The sequence below is a fragment of the Intrasporangium sp. DVR genome, assembly GCF_040365325.1.
Taxonomy (GTDB): Bacteria; Actinomycetota; Actinomycetes; order Actinomycetales; family Dermatophilaceae; genus Intrasporangium.
The window spans coordinates 155037-172392 of record NZ_BAABZW010000024.1; the positions used below are offsets into that span (position 1 = coordinate 155037).

Annotated in this window: 17 protein-coding genes and 1 tRNA gene; 7 read left to right on the forward strand and 11 right to left on the reverse strand. The window is 68.4% G+C overall.

Features of this window, described 5'->3' with window-relative positions; all coding sequences use genetic code 11:
• Positions 1 to 41 precede the first annotated feature (41 nt).
• Positions 42 to 497, reverse strand: a complete 456-nt coding sequence (locus tag ABWV20_RS17105; RefSeq protein WP_353357274.1) for a GatB/YqeY domain-containing protein — start codon at positions 495 to 497, stop codon at positions 42 to 44.
• 76 nt (positions 498 to 573) lie between these two features.
• Here ABWV20_RS17105 and ABWV20_RS17110 point away from each other — a divergent pair, with 76 nt between their 5' ends.
• From ABWV20_RS17110 to ABWV20_RS17125, 4 genes are all read left to right on the forward strand, one after another.
• Positions 574 to 1512, forward strand: a complete 939-nt coding sequence (locus ABWV20_RS17110) for a metallophosphoesterase (RefSeq protein WP_353357276.1) — start codon at positions 574 to 576, stop codon at positions 1510 to 1512.
• Between the two features lie 374 nt (positions 1513 to 1886).
• Positions 1887 to 2462 carry an iron transporter gene (locus ABWV20_RS17115; RefSeq protein ID WP_353357278.1) on the forward strand — a complete coding sequence of 192 codons (576 nt, stop codon included), beginning with the start codon at positions 1887 to 1889 and terminating at the stop codon, positions 2460 to 2462.
• Complete coding sequence (locus tag ABWV20_RS17120; protein WP_353357280.1) at positions 2459 to 3001, forward strand: hypothetical protein; 543 nt, start codon at positions 2459 to 2461, stop codon at positions 2999 to 3001. The genes ABWV20_RS17115 and ABWV20_RS17120 overlap by 4 nt, the downstream gene beginning before the upstream one ends.
• A 404-nt stretch (positions 3002 to 3405) precedes the next feature.
• Positions 3406 to 3479, forward strand: a tRNA-Pro gene (locus tag ABWV20_RS17125).
• 588 nt (positions 3480 to 4067) lie between these two features.
• On the opposite strand, the gene ABWV20_RS17130 is transcribed toward ABWV20_RS17125, so the two are convergent.
• From ABWV20_RS17130 to ABWV20_RS17170, 9 genes are read right to left on the reverse strand one after another with little or no spacing between them, the layout of a single operon-like run.
• Positions 4068 to 4790, reverse strand: a complete 723-nt coding sequence (locus ABWV20_RS17130) for an SDR family NAD(P)-dependent oxidoreductase (RefSeq protein WP_353357282.1) — start codon at positions 4788 to 4790, stop codon at positions 4068 to 4070.
• Complete coding sequence (locus tag ABWV20_RS17135; protein WP_353357284.1) at positions 4787 to 6001, reverse strand: sialidase family protein; 1215 nt, start codon at positions 5999 to 6001, stop codon at positions 4787 to 4789. The genes ABWV20_RS17130 and ABWV20_RS17135 overlap by 4 nt, the downstream gene beginning before the upstream one ends.
• A complete protein-coding gene (locus ABWV20_RS17140) occupies positions 5998 to 6792 on the reverse strand; it encodes an HpcH/HpaI aldolase family protein (RefSeq protein ID WP_353357286.1) in 795 nt (264 codons plus the stop codon). Before ABWV20_RS17140 ends, ABWV20_RS17135 begins: the two co-directional genes overlap by 4 nt.
• Positions 6789 to 7793, reverse strand: a complete 1005-nt coding sequence (locus ABWV20_RS17145) for an aldo/keto reductase (protein WP_353357288.1) — start codon at positions 7791 to 7793, stop codon at positions 6789 to 6791. The genes ABWV20_RS17140 and ABWV20_RS17145 overlap by 4 nt, the downstream gene beginning before the upstream one ends.
• A complete protein-coding gene (locus ABWV20_RS17150; RefSeq protein ID WP_353357290.1) occupies positions 7790 to 8638 on the reverse strand; it encodes an ATP-binding cassette domain-containing protein in 849 nt (282 codons plus the stop codon). Before ABWV20_RS17150 ends, ABWV20_RS17145 begins: the two co-directional genes overlap by 4 nt.
• On the reverse strand, positions 8631 to 9581 hold the full coding sequence (locus ABWV20_RS17155; RefSeq protein WP_353357292.1) for an ABC transporter ATP-binding protein: 951 nt from the start codon (positions 9579 to 9581) through the stop codon (positions 8631 to 8633). The genes ABWV20_RS17150 and ABWV20_RS17155 overlap by 8 nt, the downstream gene beginning before the upstream one ends.
• Complete coding sequence (locus tag ABWV20_RS17160; protein WP_353357294.1) at positions 9578 to 10513, reverse strand: ABC transporter permease; 936 nt, start codon at positions 10511 to 10513, stop codon at positions 9578 to 9580. The genes ABWV20_RS17155 and ABWV20_RS17160 overlap by 4 nt, the downstream gene beginning before the upstream one ends.
• Positions 10510 to 11442, reverse strand: coding sequence for an ABC transporter permease (locus ABWV20_RS17165; RefSeq protein ID WP_353357296.1), 933 nt, complete (start codon positions 11440 to 11442; stop codon positions 10510 to 10512). The genes ABWV20_RS17160 and ABWV20_RS17165 overlap by 4 nt, the downstream gene beginning before the upstream one ends.
• 14 nt (positions 11443 to 11456) lie before the next feature.
• Complete coding sequence (locus ABWV20_RS17170) at positions 11457 to 13088, reverse strand: ABC transporter substrate-binding protein (protein WP_353357298.1); 1632 nt, start codon at positions 13086 to 13088, stop codon at positions 11457 to 11459.
• Positions 13089 to 13317: 229 nt separating this feature from the next.
• Here ABWV20_RS17170 and ABWV20_RS17175 point away from each other — a divergent pair, with 229 nt between their 5' ends.
• Genes ABWV20_RS17175 through ABWV20_RS17185 form a run of 3 tightly spaced genes read left to right on the forward strand, consistent with a single transcriptional unit; the run spans position 13318 to position 16347 of the window.
• The gene (locus tag ABWV20_RS17175; protein ID WP_353357300.1) at positions 13318 to 14550 is read left to right on the forward strand and encodes a four-carbon acid sugar kinase family protein; all 1233 of its coding nucleotides are present in this window, start codon (positions 13318 to 13320) and stop codon (positions 14548 to 14550) included.
• A complete protein-coding gene (pdxA, locus tag ABWV20_RS17180) occupies positions 14547 to 15554 on the forward strand; it encodes a 4-hydroxythreonine-4-phosphate dehydrogenase PdxA (protein WP_353357302.1) in 1008 nt (335 codons plus the stop codon). The genes ABWV20_RS17175 and pdxA overlap by 4 nt, the downstream gene beginning before the upstream one ends.
• Before the next feature lie 10 nt (positions 15555 to 15564).
• A complete protein-coding gene (locus ABWV20_RS17185) occupies positions 15565 to 16347 on the forward strand; it encodes a DeoR/GlpR family DNA-binding transcription regulator (protein ID WP_353357304.1) in 783 nt (260 codons plus the stop codon).
• Between the two features lie 598 nt (positions 16348 to 16945).
• Here the strand turns inward: ABWV20_RS17185 and ABWV20_RS17190 are convergent.
• Positions 16946 to 17326 carry a hypothetical protein gene (locus ABWV20_RS17190; RefSeq protein WP_353357306.1) on the reverse strand — a complete coding sequence of 127 codons (381 nt, stop codon included), beginning with the start codon at positions 17324 to 17326 and terminating at the stop codon, positions 16946 to 16948.
• Positions 17327 to 17356: the final 30 nt, after the last annotated feature.

Genomic DNA, 17356 nt, shown 5'->3' on the forward strand with positions numbered 1-17356 from the left:
GTGTCGGGGCCTTCGCCGCCCGCTCAGCCCGGTCAGCCGGATCAGCCGGCGAGCACCCGGCGGACGATCGCGGCGACCCGCCCACCCTCGGCACGACCGGCGACCGCGGAGTTGGCCGCCTTCATGGCCAGACCCATCTGCTGCAGGCCGGACGCGCCCGAGCTCGCGACGGCCTCCCGGACGATCGCCTCGAGCTCGGACTCGTCGAGCTGCTTCGGCAGGTAACCCTCGAGGACCGCGAGCTCGGCCTCCTCGGTTGCGGCCAGCTCAGCGCGACCCGCGCCCGTGTAGGCCTCCGCCGCCTCGCGCCGCTTCTTCGCCTCCTTCGCGAGCACCTTGAGCACGTCGTCGTCAGTCAGCTCGCGGTGCTCCTTGCCGGCGACCTCCTCGGTGGTGACGGCGGTCAGCGCCATGCGGATCGTGCCGGCTCGCACCTGGTCGCGCTCGCGCATCGCCGCCGTGAGGTCGGCTTTCAGCTGCTCCTTGAGAGTGCTCATGGCGCACAGTCTCTCAGGTCGGAACCGGCGCGCCGGAATTGCTCTCGGCGCCCACGTGGATGCGAGGATGGGCGGCATGCGCGCCCTGACCAAGACCGTCCTCGGCGTCGGCGTCGCCGGCGCAGGCGTCCTCGGCTGGGCGTCACTCGTCGAGCGCAATGCCTTCGTGCTCAGACGGTTCGAGCTGCCCGTGCTGCCCGAGGGGGCCGAGCCGCTCCGCGTCCTGCACCTGTCCGACATCCACCTGCTGCCGCGACAGTCCCGCAAGGCCACGTGGATTCGTGATCTCGAGTCACTCGACCCGGACTTCATCGTCAACACCGGCGACAACATCGCCGCCCATGATGCCGTCCCGGCCGTCCTCGACGCCTTCGGACGCCTGCTCGACCGGCCGGGTGTCTTCGTCCTGGGATCCAACGACTACTTCGCCCCCAAGGTCAAGAACCCGCTCCGCTACCTGACCCGGCACCACGCGAAGGGCACCGGCGACACGGACCGCCTGCCGACGGCCGACCTGATCCACGGGTTCACCTCCAGGGGCTGGGTGGACCTGACCAACCACCACGACAAGCTCGTCATCCGCGGGCGCCGGATCGACTTCATCGGCGTCGACGACCCGCATCTCGGCTACGACCGGATCGACCTGGTCCACCGACCGTCGCACCCGTCGGCTGAGCTGACGATCGGCGTGACGCACGCCCCCTACCAGCGGGTCCTCGACGCCTTCGTCGAGGACGGCGCCGGCCTCGTCATCGCCGGACACACCCACGGCGGCCAGGTCTGCGTCCCCGGTCATGGCGCGCTCGTCACCAACTGCGACCTCGACACGAGCCGCGCCAAGGGCGTCTCCCGCTGGTGGCCGGGAGCCGGGCACCAGCCGTCGTCGTCGGCCCCCTCCGACGCTGCCTGGCTGGAGGTGTGCGCCGGGCTGGGCACGTCCCCGACGGCACCCGTCCGGCTGGCCTGCCGCCCCGAGGCGGTCCTGCTGACCCTGGTGTCCCGCTCCCCCGCATAGGGCCTGTTACGAAAGGCGTCGTAGCCAGTGGTCCATGACCGCGACGTGAACGGTCGCGGCGAACCGGACGGCGAGCTTGTCCTAGCGTGTGGCGAACCCGCGGTGGTGCCTGAGGATGTTGATGCAGCCCTCGACGGGGTGCCGGTCCTTGTACCGTTCGGTGTCGAACGCGGGCGGCCTGCCGCCGCGTTGGCCGCCCCTAAGGCTGATCGTCGTCTGTGGCGACCCCGACCGCTACGACGGGGAGAAGAGCAGACCCAGCAAGGTCGCACGGTGCTTGGCCTGTCTCGTCGGTTGGCGTCATTTGCCTCCGAGGGTAGAAGTTAGGTAAGCATTACCTAAATAAGGCTCACCTAACCCTGGAGGACTCTCCTATGCGTCGCGCCACCCTAACTGCCCTGACCGCCCCACTGGCCATCGCCGCGCTCACCGCGTGTAGCACGGAGGAGGGCGCGCACGACGACAAGGAGTTCGCCGTACCGGCTGGCGTGCAGAAGCAGTACGCCGTGCTCGCCGCCGAGCTTGCCGAGAAGGGCAAGACCGTCGAGTCCGGCGAGTGGACCGTCAACCTGATCACCGAGGCCGCCGAACCATGGTTCGAGGCGCACGGCGCCCACGGTGCACAGTTCCGGGCGCCAAAGGCAGGCGAGACGCACCACATCGAGATCATCCCGACCGAGACGTCCACCGGGCGGATCGTGCCCGACGTGCCGATCACGCTCGAGGTCGTCAATGCCGAGGCTGAGGTCGTGCAAAAGTTGAAGCTGAACTTCTACTACTCGACCTTCTACCACTACGCCAACAACTTCACCGTGCCCGACGCGGGCACCTACACCCTCCGCGCGACACTGGGCGTCCCGGCGTTCAACCGGCATGGGGAGCAGTCCGAAACGCCCCCGCTGACCGAGGGGACGACCGTCGAGTTCGCCGACGTCGAGCTCACGAAATGACGACCATCCTCGACGCGGGGCCGTCGGAGGCGCCGCATCTCCCTTCGTGGACCCGGTACATCGCCGCGGGCATCGCCCTCCCCGTTCTGGGCGCGGCGTCGGTGTGGACCGCGTGCCACCTCGCCCCCGACCAGACACTGCACGACGTGGCGCTGTTCGCGCACCTGGCCTGCCTCGTGGTCGGGTTCGGCGCGGTGCTGACCGTTGACTGGGTGGCACTGCGCTGGCTGGCCCGCCAGTGCGACCTTAGCGACGTGCTGCGCCAAGCCGGCAACGTCCACGTCCCGATCTGGGGCGGCTTCGCTGGCCTCGTGCTCAGCGGTGTGCTGCTCGAGCCCGACGTAACCAGCCCCATGACGCAAGCCAAACTGGGGCTTGTTCTCCTGATCGGCTGGAACGGCCTGCTCGCGATGTGGCTGCACGCCCGGCTCACCGATGACCCTCGCCGTCACCGCCTCGGCCTCTCCGCCGTCACCGCCTCGCTCTCGCAGCTGGGCTGGTGGGGTGCCATGGCGATCGGCTTCGTCAACGCGCGCTGACCCACCGTGCGGACCGAGGACGCGCTCAGCGATGCTCGAGAAGCGATCGTTTTATGGAGCATCGACGACACGCCGGCGAAAGGTGAATCAAAACCCGAGCCCCAAACCTCTGTGTGAGCCCGCGGCGCTGCTGGCTTGCGTGGTCTCCTTCGGCTCCTCCGCTGATGCCCGTGAGACGGCGTCACCCAGGCCGTATGCCGCTGGGCTCGCTCCCGCCCTCGCGCGCACTCACGTAGGGGCCGGGGTGGGTGTCCCTGGGTCCGCCGAGCGGCCCCGAACGACCGCTGTCCGGGTCGCGGGCAGCCTGCCGGGTCCGATTCGGTGAAGCCGGGGATGCTGCGCTAAAGTCTCACCTTGCTGCCTCCGGTGCGCCCGCAAGGGTGTGACGTGCGGTTGATGCAAGGCGGGGTGTGGCGCAGCTTGGTAGCGCGCTTCGTTCGGGACGAAGAGGTCGCAGGTTCAAATCCTGTCACCCCGACTCATCGGAATAGGGCTCTGACCTGCGGAAACGCGGTCAGGGCCCTCGGTGCATCTGGAGTTTGGGCATAACTGGAGTCACTTCGTGCCCACATCTGTCACCCGCTTGGGCATAGCGCGATCCACGTCGATTCACGCGATGTGCCGGAGCCGCCCACGCCCGCAGGCGATGTGAACCGTGCTGAGTCTCCCGGAGGCCTTTGCTGCCCCGCCCGGGGCCGGAGCGGCGGGTGTCGCGACACGGTTACCATGCCCGAGGGCCCATCGATGGGCGAGACCTACCCGAGGGATAGTTGTAGCCGCGTCATGTTGACCGGTTTCCCGCAAGACGGCCTACGGTTCGACTGTCATCAGACGGTCCAGTTGCTGGCGTGATCAACTCGGCCTTGGCCGATCGATTACTCCAAGGGCGCGTTCTCGGGCGCGTCAGCCACGGTGCCGATCGAGCCGGGGATCCCGGCAGTGGCCAGTTCCTCGGTGAACACGACCGGCGCGGGTTTGATTGTCGGCAGCCCGAGCCCTTCACGCCTGAGGAGAAGTTCGGGCCTTGCGCGGGTGCGTGAGCGAATGCCCCGGTGTGGGCAGGCCTTCAGTGCAAGGAAGCACCACCACAAATGACGAGGGTCTGGCCCGTAACCATGGCACCGCTCGATTCGAGCAAGAACCGGGTCAGGGCCGCAACCTCTGACGGCTCGACGAGCCTCCCAAGCGGCGGCATGACGGGCGGAACCGAAGCACGGTTTGGGTCCTCAAGCATGGCCGTGCGCGTGGGGCCCGGCGCGACCACGTTGACGGTGATGTGTCGAGGGGCGAGCTCGGCGGCCCAAGAGCGGGCCATCGCGACGAGCGCAGCTTTCGTCGCCGCGTACTGACTCTTTCCTGGCACGCCGGTCATGGTGCGGCTCCCAACCAGCACGACCCGGGCACCGTCGAGGAGTGCGTCGACAAGCCCACTGACAACGAGCTCGGCGCCCCGCACGTGAACCGCCCACATCCGCTCGCCCTGCTCGGGCCGGAGGTCAGCCAGGCCGGCCGAGTACTGGAGGCCGGCGGCGTGGACGATCGCGTGCACACCGGCCGGCCAGGCCTCGCGCACCGCAGTCACGGCCCCTACGACGGAGGCCAAATCGGCCAGGTCGCAGTGAATCCATGCTGCAGCGTCGGGCAACGCCCCACGCGAGCGGCTGAGGCCCACCACGTGCCACCCCCCACCGAGAAGCTCGTGCGCGATGGCGAGGCCGATACCTGAGCTGGCACCGGTGACGACTGCGGTGTGGGTCGTTTCTGCGGCTCCGGAAGAGTCAGCAGTCATCCGGACGCCGCTGCACACAGCCGCGCGATGAGGTCGGCCGGCAGGTGAATGTGCTTGATCGCTCGGCGGTGGTAGGTGAATGCGATGTGCAGGTCCCCTGCAGGACCAGGAAGCACCGACGGGTAGGACAGCTCGCGGTTGAGGCCGTCGCGGGAGTTGTTCGACATGCAGTAGCCGTCGCCGGTCTCGAGGTCGACCGTCACCGGCCAGGACCGGCCGCCGTCGCGGGACAGCCCCAGCGTCATCGGCGCCCGCGGGGCGCCCCAGAAGGCCGTTCGGCGAGCGGAGTCAAGCGCCGGCTCCGCGCGCTGGGGTCCGTCAATTCCGTCCCGGACGCCCTCGTCGTCGATCTCGTCATAGAGCGACACCCGCCGCTCCGTCGCATCAGCGGCGCTGCTCGCGTTGAAGACGAGCGCAACGTCATCCAGCCCCAGCGAGACCGCCTGGATCGACGAGTTGTTGTTCGGCAGGGAGGTCGGCGTGGGCTCGGTCCAGGTCATCCCGCCGTCCATCGACGTGGTCTCCCAGATGTGGTCAGCCCAGCGGCTGCGGAAGCACGCCCACAATGAGCCGTCCTGCCGCGCAACGATGTTCATGTGGACGCACCCCAGGGATCCCGGCACGGGGACCTCCGCCCAGGACTCACCGTCGTCGGACCACCACACGCTCGAGGTGTCCTCATTACCGACCCACTTCTCGCCAGGCACGGACACGCAGTTGAACACGGGCAGGAGGATCCGGCCGCTGGGCAGCGCGACGGGGGGTTGCCGCACAAACACGCCGCGCCGACCGTCCGCCGGAATGAGGACCGTGGGCGCTGCCCAGGTCGCCCCGCCGTCACGCGATACCCGACGACGGACCTCGGACGTGTCCTGGTTGCCCGCCAACTGCGCCGTGTAGAGCAACCAGAGCTCGCCCTCACGGGCCGCGAACAGCACGGGGTTCTGTTCGGAGCGCGACGCGTCGTCACTCAGCGCCACGGGGTCGAGCCACGTGTCACTCCCTGAGGGGAGTCTCGAGAGGTAGACGCAGATGTCTGAAACGCCCTCCTGCGTGCCCCCGAACCAGACGCAGGCAAGGTCGCCGTTGGGCAGCCAGGCCAAGTTGGCCGCATGGCACTGCACCGTGGGAGTGGGCAGGTATGCCGCTCGCCCGCCTCCGTCGCGGTCGCGCAGTCGGCCGTCGGTCGGGAGGGCGGGTACCACGGTCATGCCTCACCCCGCGCTGTCTTGAGGTGCGCGGCGGCGACCAGCTCGAGATGCACGAGATCGGAGGAGACGGTGGCGAGGGTGAATCCCTGCCCGAGTCGCTTCGCAGCCACGTCACCCGATGGCGTGTGGAAGCCCGCCGTGATGCCGGCGGCCTTGGCAGCATTGCAGATTCGCTCGGTTGCAGCCTCGAAGACGTCGTCGACCGAGGCGTCGGCAGGGGATGCGCCACCGACGGCGATGCGCAGGTCGGACGGACCGATGTAGAGCCCGTCGAGACCGGGGGTGGCAGCGATCGCCTCCACGTTCTCGAGACCCTGCGGAGTCTCGATCATAGCGAGGACGACGGTTGATTCGTTTGCCGCGGACGGGACGGGGCCAACCCGCAGGGCTGAGCGCATCGGGCCGTAGGAGCGCACCCCGAGGGGCGGGTACTTGGCAGAAGCGACCGCGCGGGCCGCGTCCTCGGGGGTATTGACCAGGGGCACGATGATTCCGGCCGCTCCCGCATCGAGTGACTGGCCGATGAGGAACGGGTCGTTGGCGCCGACGCGCACGAGGCCCACCGACTCGCCGCCGGCGTCCACGGCCGTAAGCCCCGTGAGCAGCCCCTTGTAGTCGAGCAGGCCGTGCTGGGCGTCGAAGCAGACGTAGTCATAGCCGAGACGCGCGATCCGCTCGGTCGAGACAGGCGAGTCGAGGACGACCCAATAGCCGACGATCGTCTCTCGTGCGCGGACGCGTCGGGCGAAGTCGCCGACTCGCTCGCGACCCGTCAACCGCTCCCCGCTCATCGGTTGTACCCCGGCATCGAACCTGCGAGCGGAGCGCTCGCCTCGTCGCAGGCGGCGAGCACGTCGTCGGGCAGCGAACCGGCTTGAGCGGCAGCCACATTGGCCTCCAGTTGGTGTGGTTTGGACCCGCCGAGCAACACCGACGTGACGACGGGCTTGGACAGCAGCCAGCGCAACGACAGCTCGGGCAGGGTGATGCCCGCATCCGACGCTATGGCCGTGAGGGTGTCGATGACTGCAAACGTGGACTCGTTCCAGTAGCGGTCCTTGTACATCGACGAGAGTGCCGAGGAGCCAAAGCGTCCCTCCGTGGGCGCTGAGGAAAACGAGTGCCGCCCCGTGAGGAGGCCGCCCCCGAGGGGGTTGTAGACGACCGTCGCCAAGTCCTTCGTCGTCGCGAACTCGACGTACTCCGCCTCGATCCGGCGGGCGACGAGGTTATAGAGCTGCTGCGCGAGGATCGGCCGCGGCGTCCCCGACGCATCGCACGCGGCGAAGACGTCGCCGATCTGCCAGGCCGAGAAGTTCGACACACCGACCGCCCGGACCTTGCCCTCCTTGACGAACTCCCCTAGGGCGGAAACGGTCTCGTCGATCGATACGGTTCGGTCAGGCTGGTGCAGGTAGTAGATGTCGACGTAGTCGGTGCCGAGCCGCCGCAGGCTCGCCTCGAGCGACAGGCGCAGGCCGGCGGCCGACATCAGCGGCGCCCCACCCGCGTCCCCGGGGTAGATGCCCGCCTTCGTGGCGATCGTCGCGGCGTCCCTGCGCCCAGCGAGGATCTCTCCGAGCATCGACTCACTGCGCCCAGCGGCATACCCGTTGGCAGTGTCGATCGACGTGATCCCGGACGCGAGCGCCGCGTCGACCATGGCGCGCGCGGTCTGGAGGTCGACGGTGTCACCGAACGTCATCGTCCCGAGGACGAGCCGCGGAAACGGCTGGTCCAGCCCGGGCAGCTCGACGGTGGCGAGGCCCGCGTGGGACTCAGGGGAGGTCATGCGGACTTCTCACTCTCCGCCGCGCGGGACGCGGCAATGTGGCGGATCAGGTGACGCGGCTTGATGCCGGTCATCAGGCCCGGTTCGAGGGCTGAACGGCGCAGGCGTTGGGTGTACTCCTCGTGTGGCCGGGACAGGAGGTCCTGGGTGCGTCCGGCCTCGACGATCTTGCCCGCGCGCATGACGACGCAGTCCTGCGAGATGGCGCGGACGACGCCGAGGTTGTGCGAGATGAACAGGTAGGTCAGGCCGTTCTCGCGCTGCAGTTCGGCGAGCAGGTCGAGCACCTGAGCCTGGACGGAGACGTCGAGAGCACTCGTGGCCTCGTCGCAGACGAGCAGCTCGGGCTCGGACGCGAGGGCCCGGGCAATGCCGATCCGCTGGCGCTGGCCGCCCGAGAACTCGGGGGGCTTACGGCTGAGGGCCGATGAGGGCAGCCCGACCCGGTCGATGAGCGCGGCGGCCTTGTCGCGCTGGACCTTCTTGGACTTCTCCCCGCGCACCGCAATCGGCTCGGCGACGATCTGGTGCGCGGTCAGGTGCGGGTCCAGCGACCCGAATGGATCTTGGAAGACCATCTGCACGCGGTGCCGCTGGGGCCGCAGCTCTCGCTCGGAGAGCGTCGCGAGGTCGGTGCCGTCGAGGTCGACCGACCCGGACGTCGGCTTGATCAGCCGGACGAGTGCCTTGGCAATCGTTGACTTGCCGCAGCCGGACTCGCCGACGATCGCGAGTGTCCCGCCGCGCGGGACAGTCAACGAGACGTCGTCGACGGCGCGGAACGCATGCTGGCCGGTGCCGTACTCGACCACCAGGTTGCGCACGGTGAGCAGGTTGTCAGCCACGGGTGCCCTCCTTGACGGGGGTGGCGGAGGAGTCGGATGCCGCCGGGCCTGCTGCGGAGTCAACCGCCCCGGGCTCATCGGCGTCGTCTGGGCCCGATGAGGCGGACCGAAGAGCGGGGTCGAGCCACGGTCCCAGCTCGGGGATGGCGGCCAGCAGCTTCTGCGTGTATGGGTGCTGGGGATGGTCGACCACCTCGGCGACCGGTCCGGACTCGACGAAGGCGCCGGACTTCATGACGTGGATCCGGTCGCTCATCAGCCTGGCGACCCCAAGGTCGTGGGTGATGAGCAGGATCCCGATACCGGTCTGCTCCTGCAGCTCCAGGAGCAGGTCGAGGATGCCGGCCTGAACGGTAACGTCGAGGGCGGAGGTGGGTTCGTCGGCGACGATGAGGTCGGCGTCGGTCGAGATCGCCATCGCGATGAGGACTCGCTGGAGCATGCCCCCTGACAGCTGGTGGGGATAGGCGCCGAGCTGCTTCTCGGGGGTGCGGATGTGGACTTGCTCCATCAGCTCGAGTGCCTTGGCCCGGGCCTGCTCCTTCGACAGCTTGGGGTACTTGATCCGCACGGCCTCGGTCATCTGCCGACCGATCGTGAAGATCGGGTTGAGCGCCGTCATCGGGTCCTGGGGAATGAGCGCGACGGCGCGACCACGCAACTTGTTGATGGCCCTTCGGCTGCCGGTGACGTCCTGTCCGGCGATCCGGGCCTCGCCCGAGATGACGGCGAGGTCATCGGGCAGCAGCCGCAGGATCGCCATGGCCGTGGTCGACTTGCCCGAGCCGGACTCGCCGATGATCGTGACGGTCTCACCGCGGTCGATGTGGAAGCTCACGCCGTCGACGGCGCGCACGACGCGGTCTCCCGTCATCAGCTCGACCTGCAGGTCGCGGACCTCGAGCAGCCGCGTGCCCGGGGCCTCGGTGCTGGCTCTGGTCATGCCTCGTCTCCCTTCGAGCGCCGGACTCGGTCGCGGAGGCCGTCACCGACGAGGTTGACGCCGATCACGAGGAGGGCGATGACCACTCCGGGAATCGTGACGAGCCACCACTTGCCGGTGACGAAGAGCTCACGTCCGTCGGAGATGATGCCGCCCCAGGTCGGGTAGGGCCGCTGGACGCCGGCGCCGAGGAAGGACAGTGCGCTCTCGAGGAGCACGGCCTGGGCCAGCAGCAGCAGGACGACGACCAGGGCCTGCTGGATGATGTTCGGGATCACGTGCTTGGCGATGATCGCCACGCGATGCAGGCCGAGCACGCGCGCGGCCGCGACATAGGGCTTCTCCCGCTCGACCAGGACTAGCGCACGAGTGATGCGGGCTGGCTCTGGCCACTGGGCGAAGGCGATGACGAGCGTGATGACCGTGACGGACGGGCCGAAGAGCGCCACGACGAGCAGCAGCATGAGAAGCAGCGGCAGCGACATCTGCGCCTCGAGCAGCCGCGAGATGATCGTGTCGGTCCAGCCGCCGAAGTACCCGGCGGCGGCGCCGGCGAGGATCCCCACGATGCCGGACACGACGATGGCGAGAACGCCGATGAGCAGCGACGTCTGTCCCCCGTGGAGCACGCGGGAGAGCAGGTCCCTGCCGTTGGGGTCGGTGCCGAGGAGGTGGCCCGTGCTCAGGGGAGGCAGGGACGAGTCGGCGAGCCTGCCGACGATCGGATCTGGCAGCGGCAGGACGCGGGCGAGGACGACTGGGACGACGACCACTCCCGCACAGAGTGCACCGAGCCAGATCTTGATCGAGCTGTAGCGGCTGCGTCGGGCGGCGGCGGACCGCCGCGTGAGCAGGCCCGTGACGGCCGTATGCCGCTGGGCCGTTTCCCCGGGGCCGCCGGGCAGGTCATGCGGGCTGGCTGCGGTGGTCATGCGCTGGCCTCTCCGAGACGGACCCGCGGGTCCATGAGCGGGTAGAGCAGGTCGACGAGCAACTGGACGCCGAGAGCGAGGACGACTGTGACGAGGACCGTCGCCTGGATGAGCGGGAAGTCGCGCTGGTTGAGGGCGTTGACGACGAGCTCACCGACGCCGGGCCACTTGAAGACGACCTCGACGATGACGACGCCATTCAGCATCGCCGCGAAGCGGGTACCGATCGCCGTGACGACGGGGATTGCCGAGTTGGCGAAGGCGTAGCGCCAGGTCAGGGCCCGCTCGGAGACGCCGCGCGACCGCGCGACGGTCAGGTAGGGCGCAGCCAGGTTGACGACCATCTCGCGCCGGACCAGCCTCGAGATGAGGGCGATCTGGAGGATGGCGATCGTCGCCGTAGGCAGCACCATCGAGCTCATCGAGTCGAACCCGGCAGGGGAGAACCACTGCAGGTTGACCGCGAAGATGATGAGCAGCACGAAGCCGATCCAGAAGTCCGGCATCGACTGTCCGGCGATCGTCGCGATGTTGGCGCCGAGCTCCTTGGCGGTGTTCTGGCGGCGCGCCATCCAGACCCCGAGCGGGATCGCGACCAGTGCGGTGACCGCCATCGCCGCAAAGGCGAGGGTGACGGTGTAGGGCAGCCGCTCCATGACGACGTCGATCGCCGGACGCTTGAAGAAGAAGGACGTTCCTACATCGCCCTGGAACAGCTTCGTCAGGAAGGTGACGAACTGGACCGGGATCGACTCGTCGAGCCCGAACTCCTGCCGGATCGCGTCGAGCTGCGCCGAGGTCGGGTTCGGCGGTGCGTAGTTCACCGCCGGGTCACCTGGTGCCATCCGCAGCAACACGAAGACTGCGGCGGTGGCCAGGAAGGCGGTGAGGATCGTCTGACCGATCCTCGTGAGGACGTACTTCAGCATGGGGCCACCGCGAATCAGGCCGAGACGGCCACGGAGCCGAGGTCGTAGGCGTTGGTGGCGCGGAGCTTGAGCGCCGTGACGCGCTTGCGCTTGGCGAGGACGTTGTTCGGCGTCCAGGCCCACATGGCCGGCCAGAGCGCCCAGATCTTCTCCTGTGCCTGCTTGAGCAGGTCGTCCCTCTTCGCCTCGTCGGCCTCGGCGGCGGCCTGGTCGAGCAGTGCGGTGACCTCGGGGACGACGAAGCCGTGGTAGGAGTCGCGGGTCTTCTCCTTCTCGGCGGTGCCGCCGTACTGCCCCTGCAGGTTCGTCAGGGCCAGGCCGGTCTGGTTGCCGTAGCCGTTGCCGAGGATGTCCCAGTCGCCGGACTCGCCGCGACGCCAGGCGTTGATCTCGCCGCCCTTGGGGATCATCTTCAGCTCGGCGGTGACGCCGACGTCGCTCAGCATCTGGGCCACTGCCTCGAGGACGCGCGAGGCCCCGGCGAACTCCGAGTCCTCCCAGATGATCCGCACCTTGAGCCCCGACGCACCCTCAGCCGCGAGCATCGACTTGGCCTTGGCGGGGTCGAACGAGAACTCACCCGTCTTGGCGAAGCCGGCAAGGGTCTTCGGCACGACGCCCTCGGCCGAGGTGACCTGGCCGTTCATGAGGGCCTTGATGAGGGACTCGTGGTCGATCGCGTAGCTGAGCGCCTCACGCACCTTGGGGTTGGCGAGCGGGTGGCTGGCCGGCTTGCGGAAGTTGTAGAAGAGGTGGATCAGGCGCGTGCCGGGAGTCTCGACGACGTCGATGTTGGCGTCCGTCTTGAGCTTGGCCGCTGACTCGGGGGTTATCGTGTCGATGACGTCGGCCTGCCCAGAGGTGATGGCGATGACACGGGCTCCTTCCTCCTCTTGGTAGGACACCTTGATCTCGTCGAGCTTGGGCGCCTCGCCCCAGTAGTTGGGGTTCTTGACGAGCCGGTAGGTGCCGGTGCCGGAGCTGGCATCTGCGATCGTGTAGGGCCCGGTGCCGAGGCCCGTGCCGAGCTCCTCCGCCTTGTTGTCCTTGGCGGGTGTGATGAGGATGTTGGACATCAGCGAGTTCAGCGAGGCCACGGGCTTGGTGGTCGTGAGCGTGAAGGTCCGGTCGTCGATCTTCTTGAGCTTCGGCTGCTCCGGGAACTGCGAAGCGACATACCCGGCCTTGACCTCGAAGTAGAGCTTGAGGGCGGTCTCGACGTCCTCGACGGTAACCGGGGTCTTGTCGGAGTAGTGGATGTCCCCGCGCAGCTTGACGGTCCAGACCGTCGGCTCGGTCTGCTCGAAGGACTCGGCCAGGACGAGCTGCGGGGTCAGGTCATCACCGATCTTGGTCAGGGCCTCACGAACCGCGCGCTGCACAGTGACGGCCGCGTCGTACTGGTTGAGCTTGTTGTCGAGGCTGACGAGGTTGCGGTTGAGGACGATGCTGATCGAGCCGCCGCTGGCTGCCGCGCCCGAGGCGGCGGAGTTGGCGGACCCCTTTGGGCCGGCGCAGGCGGCGAGGGCGGGCGCGAAGAGCACGCCGGCGCCCGCAAGCGAGGCGAACTTGAGGACCGAGCGGCGCGGCAGTGCCTGCGCGGGCTGGTCGGACGGGATGTGACGAGCGGGCATGCGCTTGGTCATCGATAACTCCTCATTGAGCGGTGGCCTCCCGAGCCTGCGCACTTCACGCTGCTCTGGTGGGGACTACCCTGACATCTATTGCACACAACGCGCAAGACATGTAGCGTCTTTTTTGCGCGAACTGAGCAGCCATCTCCATTCAGAAGGCTCCCCCTGGTCGCGAACGCGCTTGGCATCGGAGCCAAATTCCCTTGCCAATACAGGCAATAGCAGCGTGAAGGGAGGAACGATGCGAGGCTTGGAGCTCGCCGTGATCGCTGATGACCTCAGTGGGGCGGCAGAATCGGCCAGCACCGCTCCCTTGCGCATTCCGCGCAATGTAGTGCTCCTTTCGTCACACACCGAGGTGAACGGCCCGGTGAAGTCGGTCCGTGACGCACGCATCCTCACCATCGACACGAACTCGCGCGGCCTGCCCCCGGACGAGGCTGGCTCGATGGTGCGCGCCGCGGCCCGGCAGGTCGAGTCCGCCCGCATCGTGGTCAAGAAGGTCGACTCCCTGCTGCGCGGCAACGTGGCGGCCGAGGTCGGCGCCTTGCAGGATGAGCTCGGACGCACGCCCGTCGTCGCTGTGTCGCTCCCGCGGATGCGTCGCGCGGTGCGCGCGGGAGTCCTCTACGTCGATGGCACCCCGCTGCACGAGACCGGTCTTTGGCAGATCGAAGGCCGTATGCCGCCCGGCTCGGTTGCGGAGGCCCTTTCACCCCTGCAGACACTCGACGTGAGGCAAGAGGTTGTCGCCAGCGGCGTCGCGGCCATCGCCCAGGCTCTGCGGCAAGCGGAGTCCCTGGGCTGCATCGCCGTCTGCGACGCAGCCGACGACGACGACCTCGCAACGATCACAAGGGCTGCCCGCAGCGTTTGGGCACGCCCGCTGCTCGTCGGGTCGTCCGCTCTCGTGGCAGCTGCTGTGCGAAGCCTCGGGCCGGACCAGGCCTCGACAGCACCGCGTCCCATCCTCGGCGTGTCCAGCCTACTCGTCGCCCTCGGCACGAGAGCGCGTGGGATCGGGAGCCAGCTCGACCGCCTGGCGAGCTCAGCGGCATACGTCGATGTCGTCTCCCCGAGCGAGCTGCTCACGGATCCCGGCGCGATCGAGGAGCGCCTCGCACGCGTCGAGGCGACGGGTCTCGTCGTCGTCACACTCGACCCGAGCGCCTCGGTCGAGCCGGCTCGGAGCGCACAGCTGGCTCAGGGGTTCGCCGAGGTGGTGTCCCCACTGGCCGCCAGGTTCGCGGGCGTCTTCCTTTCGGGCGGCGAGACCGCGCGGGCGGTACTGGACCTCCTCGGAGTGCAGGCGCTCACCGTCATGGCCGAGCTTGAGCCCGGGACCGTCGTCAGCACCACGACGACAGGCCAGGTTGTCGTCACCAGACCTGGGAGCTTCGGCGACGCCGACTCCCTGAACCGCACCGCCCGACAGCTGCTGACCGAAGCGGCCACCACCAAGGAGAACTCATGAGCACAGCCCTACCGCGCATCGCCGTGACCATGGGAGACGGGGCGGGCATCGGCCCGGAGATCATCGTCCGTGCACTCGCCGACCCCGAGGTCGCGCGGCTGGCACGCGTGATCGTCGTCGGTGACGCGCTGCGGCTCAAGCAGGCGGCGGAGGTGCTCGGCAGCGCAGTCGACATCGTGCCGATCTCCGACGTCAGCGAGGCGCAGGAGCTGCCAGGCCGGATCAATGTCATCGATCTGGCCCTGCTACCGGAAGACCTGCCGTGGGGCGAGCTCTCGCCGCTCGCCGGAGACGCGGCTTTCCACTACGTGCGGGTCGCCGCAGAGCTCGCCGTGGCCGGGAAGGTCGAGGCCATCTGCACCGCACCCCTGAACAAGGAGGCGCTCCACGCCGGTGGGCACCTCTTCCCCGGACACACGGAGCTGTTGGCGCACCTGACCGGCACACCCGAGGTCTCGATGATGCTGTCCACGGAGCGGGTCAAGGTCATCCATGTCACGACACACATCGGGCTCATCGATGCGGTCGCCCGCATCGAGCCGGGTCTGGTCGAGCGGGTGATCAAGCGTGGGCACAAGGCTCTCGTCGACGCGGGCAACCCGAATCCGAAGATCGGGGTGTGTGGCATCAACCCGCACGCCGGCGAGAACGGGCTCTTCGGCTACGGCGAGGAGGAGAGCAAGATCAACCCCGGTGTCGAGGCCTGCCGCGCCGACGGGATTGACGTCCATGGCGCGCTCCCGGCGGACACTCTGTTCTTCCTGGCGGGGCGCGGCGACTACGACCTCGTCGTCGCGATGTACCACGACCAGGGACACGGGCCGGTCAAGGTCCTGGGCCTGGAGGCCGGCGTCAACGTGACCGTCGGGCTGCCGGTGATCCGCACCTCGGTCGACCACGGGACCGCCTTCGACATCGCTGGCACAGGTATCGCCGACCACCGCTCGATGATCGAGGCGCTGCGACTCGGCGCGGAGATGGCGCCGCACCCGCAGGACGCCTAAGGTGCGCAGCGTGGCGAGTCAAACTGCGCGGGCGCGACGGGACGAGATCGTCAGGCTGGCCACGACTACGGGCCTGGCCAGCGTCGAGGAGCTGTCGACCCTGCTGGGCGTCACCGCGTCGACGATCCGCCGTGACCTCGCCAAGCTGACCGGGCAAGGCAAGCTGGCGCGCACCTACGGCGGCGCGATGTCGCTCGCGCACCACCCCGAGGCCCCGCTGCGCCAGCGGCTCGGCGAGGCGTATTCCGCCAAGCACGCCATTGCTCGCTGGGCCGCCTCGCAGGTCCAATCCGGGGAGACGATCCTGCTCGACGCCGGATCGACGGCCGGTGCGCTGGCCGAGGAACTGCGCGGGGTCCCTCGCGTCACCGAGCTCACCGTGGTGACGGCTGGACTCACAGCGATGGCCAACCTCGCGGAGGTCGAGGGCATAGACGTCATCGCCCTAGGTGGTCGGCTCCGGCCACTAAGCCAGGCCTTCGTCGGACCTCTGACGGAAGCGGCCGTGTCCCGGATCTCGTTCGATCGCGCATTCATGGGCGCCGATGGCGTTCACGCGGATCGCGGGATCTGCGAGGCATCCCTCGACCAGACACGGCTGAAGGAGCTGATGATGGGCCGCGCCGAGCAAACCTACGTCCTCGCGCACGGAGCGAAGCTCGGACAGGCACCCTTCCACGCCTGGGCCGTCATGCCGGCGCGGTGGACACTTGTGACCGATGAGTCGGCGGACCCCAGGCAGCTGGGACTCTTCCGTGACCGCGGGGTCAAGGTCGTCGTAGCGCCCTCCTGACCTTGAGGGGTGGGCTGGCCGGACCGCTGAACGTTCGCGCGGCTGCCAACGCCGGCCGGTCGCAGCGCAGCAGTGATAGCGGCGCTGGCGTCGTGACCGCCCTGGCCGCTCGCACGCCCTTGGGACTGCGTAAGGAGGTCACCATGCCGGAGCTATCTGCCCTCGACAGCCAGCTGCTTCTCGCGCCACACGCGAAGCCGGCAACCGCGGCTGGAGACCCAATGTCCGGCCGGCAACCGCACCTGCGGCTGGGGCATAACTGGGGCATAACTGGAGTCACGTCGCGGCCACTTCTGGCCAGCCCTCCGCCCCCCGCGGGCCGCACGTTGTTGCAGGTCAGGCCCTCTTTGGCCGCTCATGTCACGTTCTGCCTCGAGGCGCAGAAACTGTTTCAAATCGTGTCCCCCGACATATCGGAACAGGGCTCTGACCTGCGGAAACGCGGTCAGGGCCCTCTCCTTGGGCGCCGCAGATCACGGTCCCTTGTCACCAGTTCAGTCTCTCGAAAAGTCGCGAGCCGATGTGAGGTTGGCCAGCACGACGACGTCCGCGCGGTGGCGCGCGGTGAGCGGGTTGGTTTGTCAGGCGGATCCGAGACCTACGGACCTCCTGTGATGCCGTACGCGGTGAACTCATCATCGCCTGTCTTGACGTAAAGCCCCATCGCGCAGGGCACACCCAACTTCTCGCGTTGGGCCTCAGGAGTGACGGCGGCCACCATCTTCGCCCCGAGGACAGGTGGCGCCTTGCCGATGGGCACGACGGCGTACGGCTGATCGCCGGGCAACGCGGTCTGGCTCTCGCGTTGACGAACTTCCGCGAGGCTCAGGTGCGCCGTGACCGGGATGTACGTCCGGCCGCAGTAGGGGATGCGTGCTGGCGCCTGCCACCAAGTCCCGTACGCATAGCGGTAGGTCGCGGTCGTGACCATCAGCAGTGTGCCGACGAAAATCAACACGGCCCGGAGCCACCTGCGCATGCGGGCGATGCTAGACCTTGGCGCGAGAAT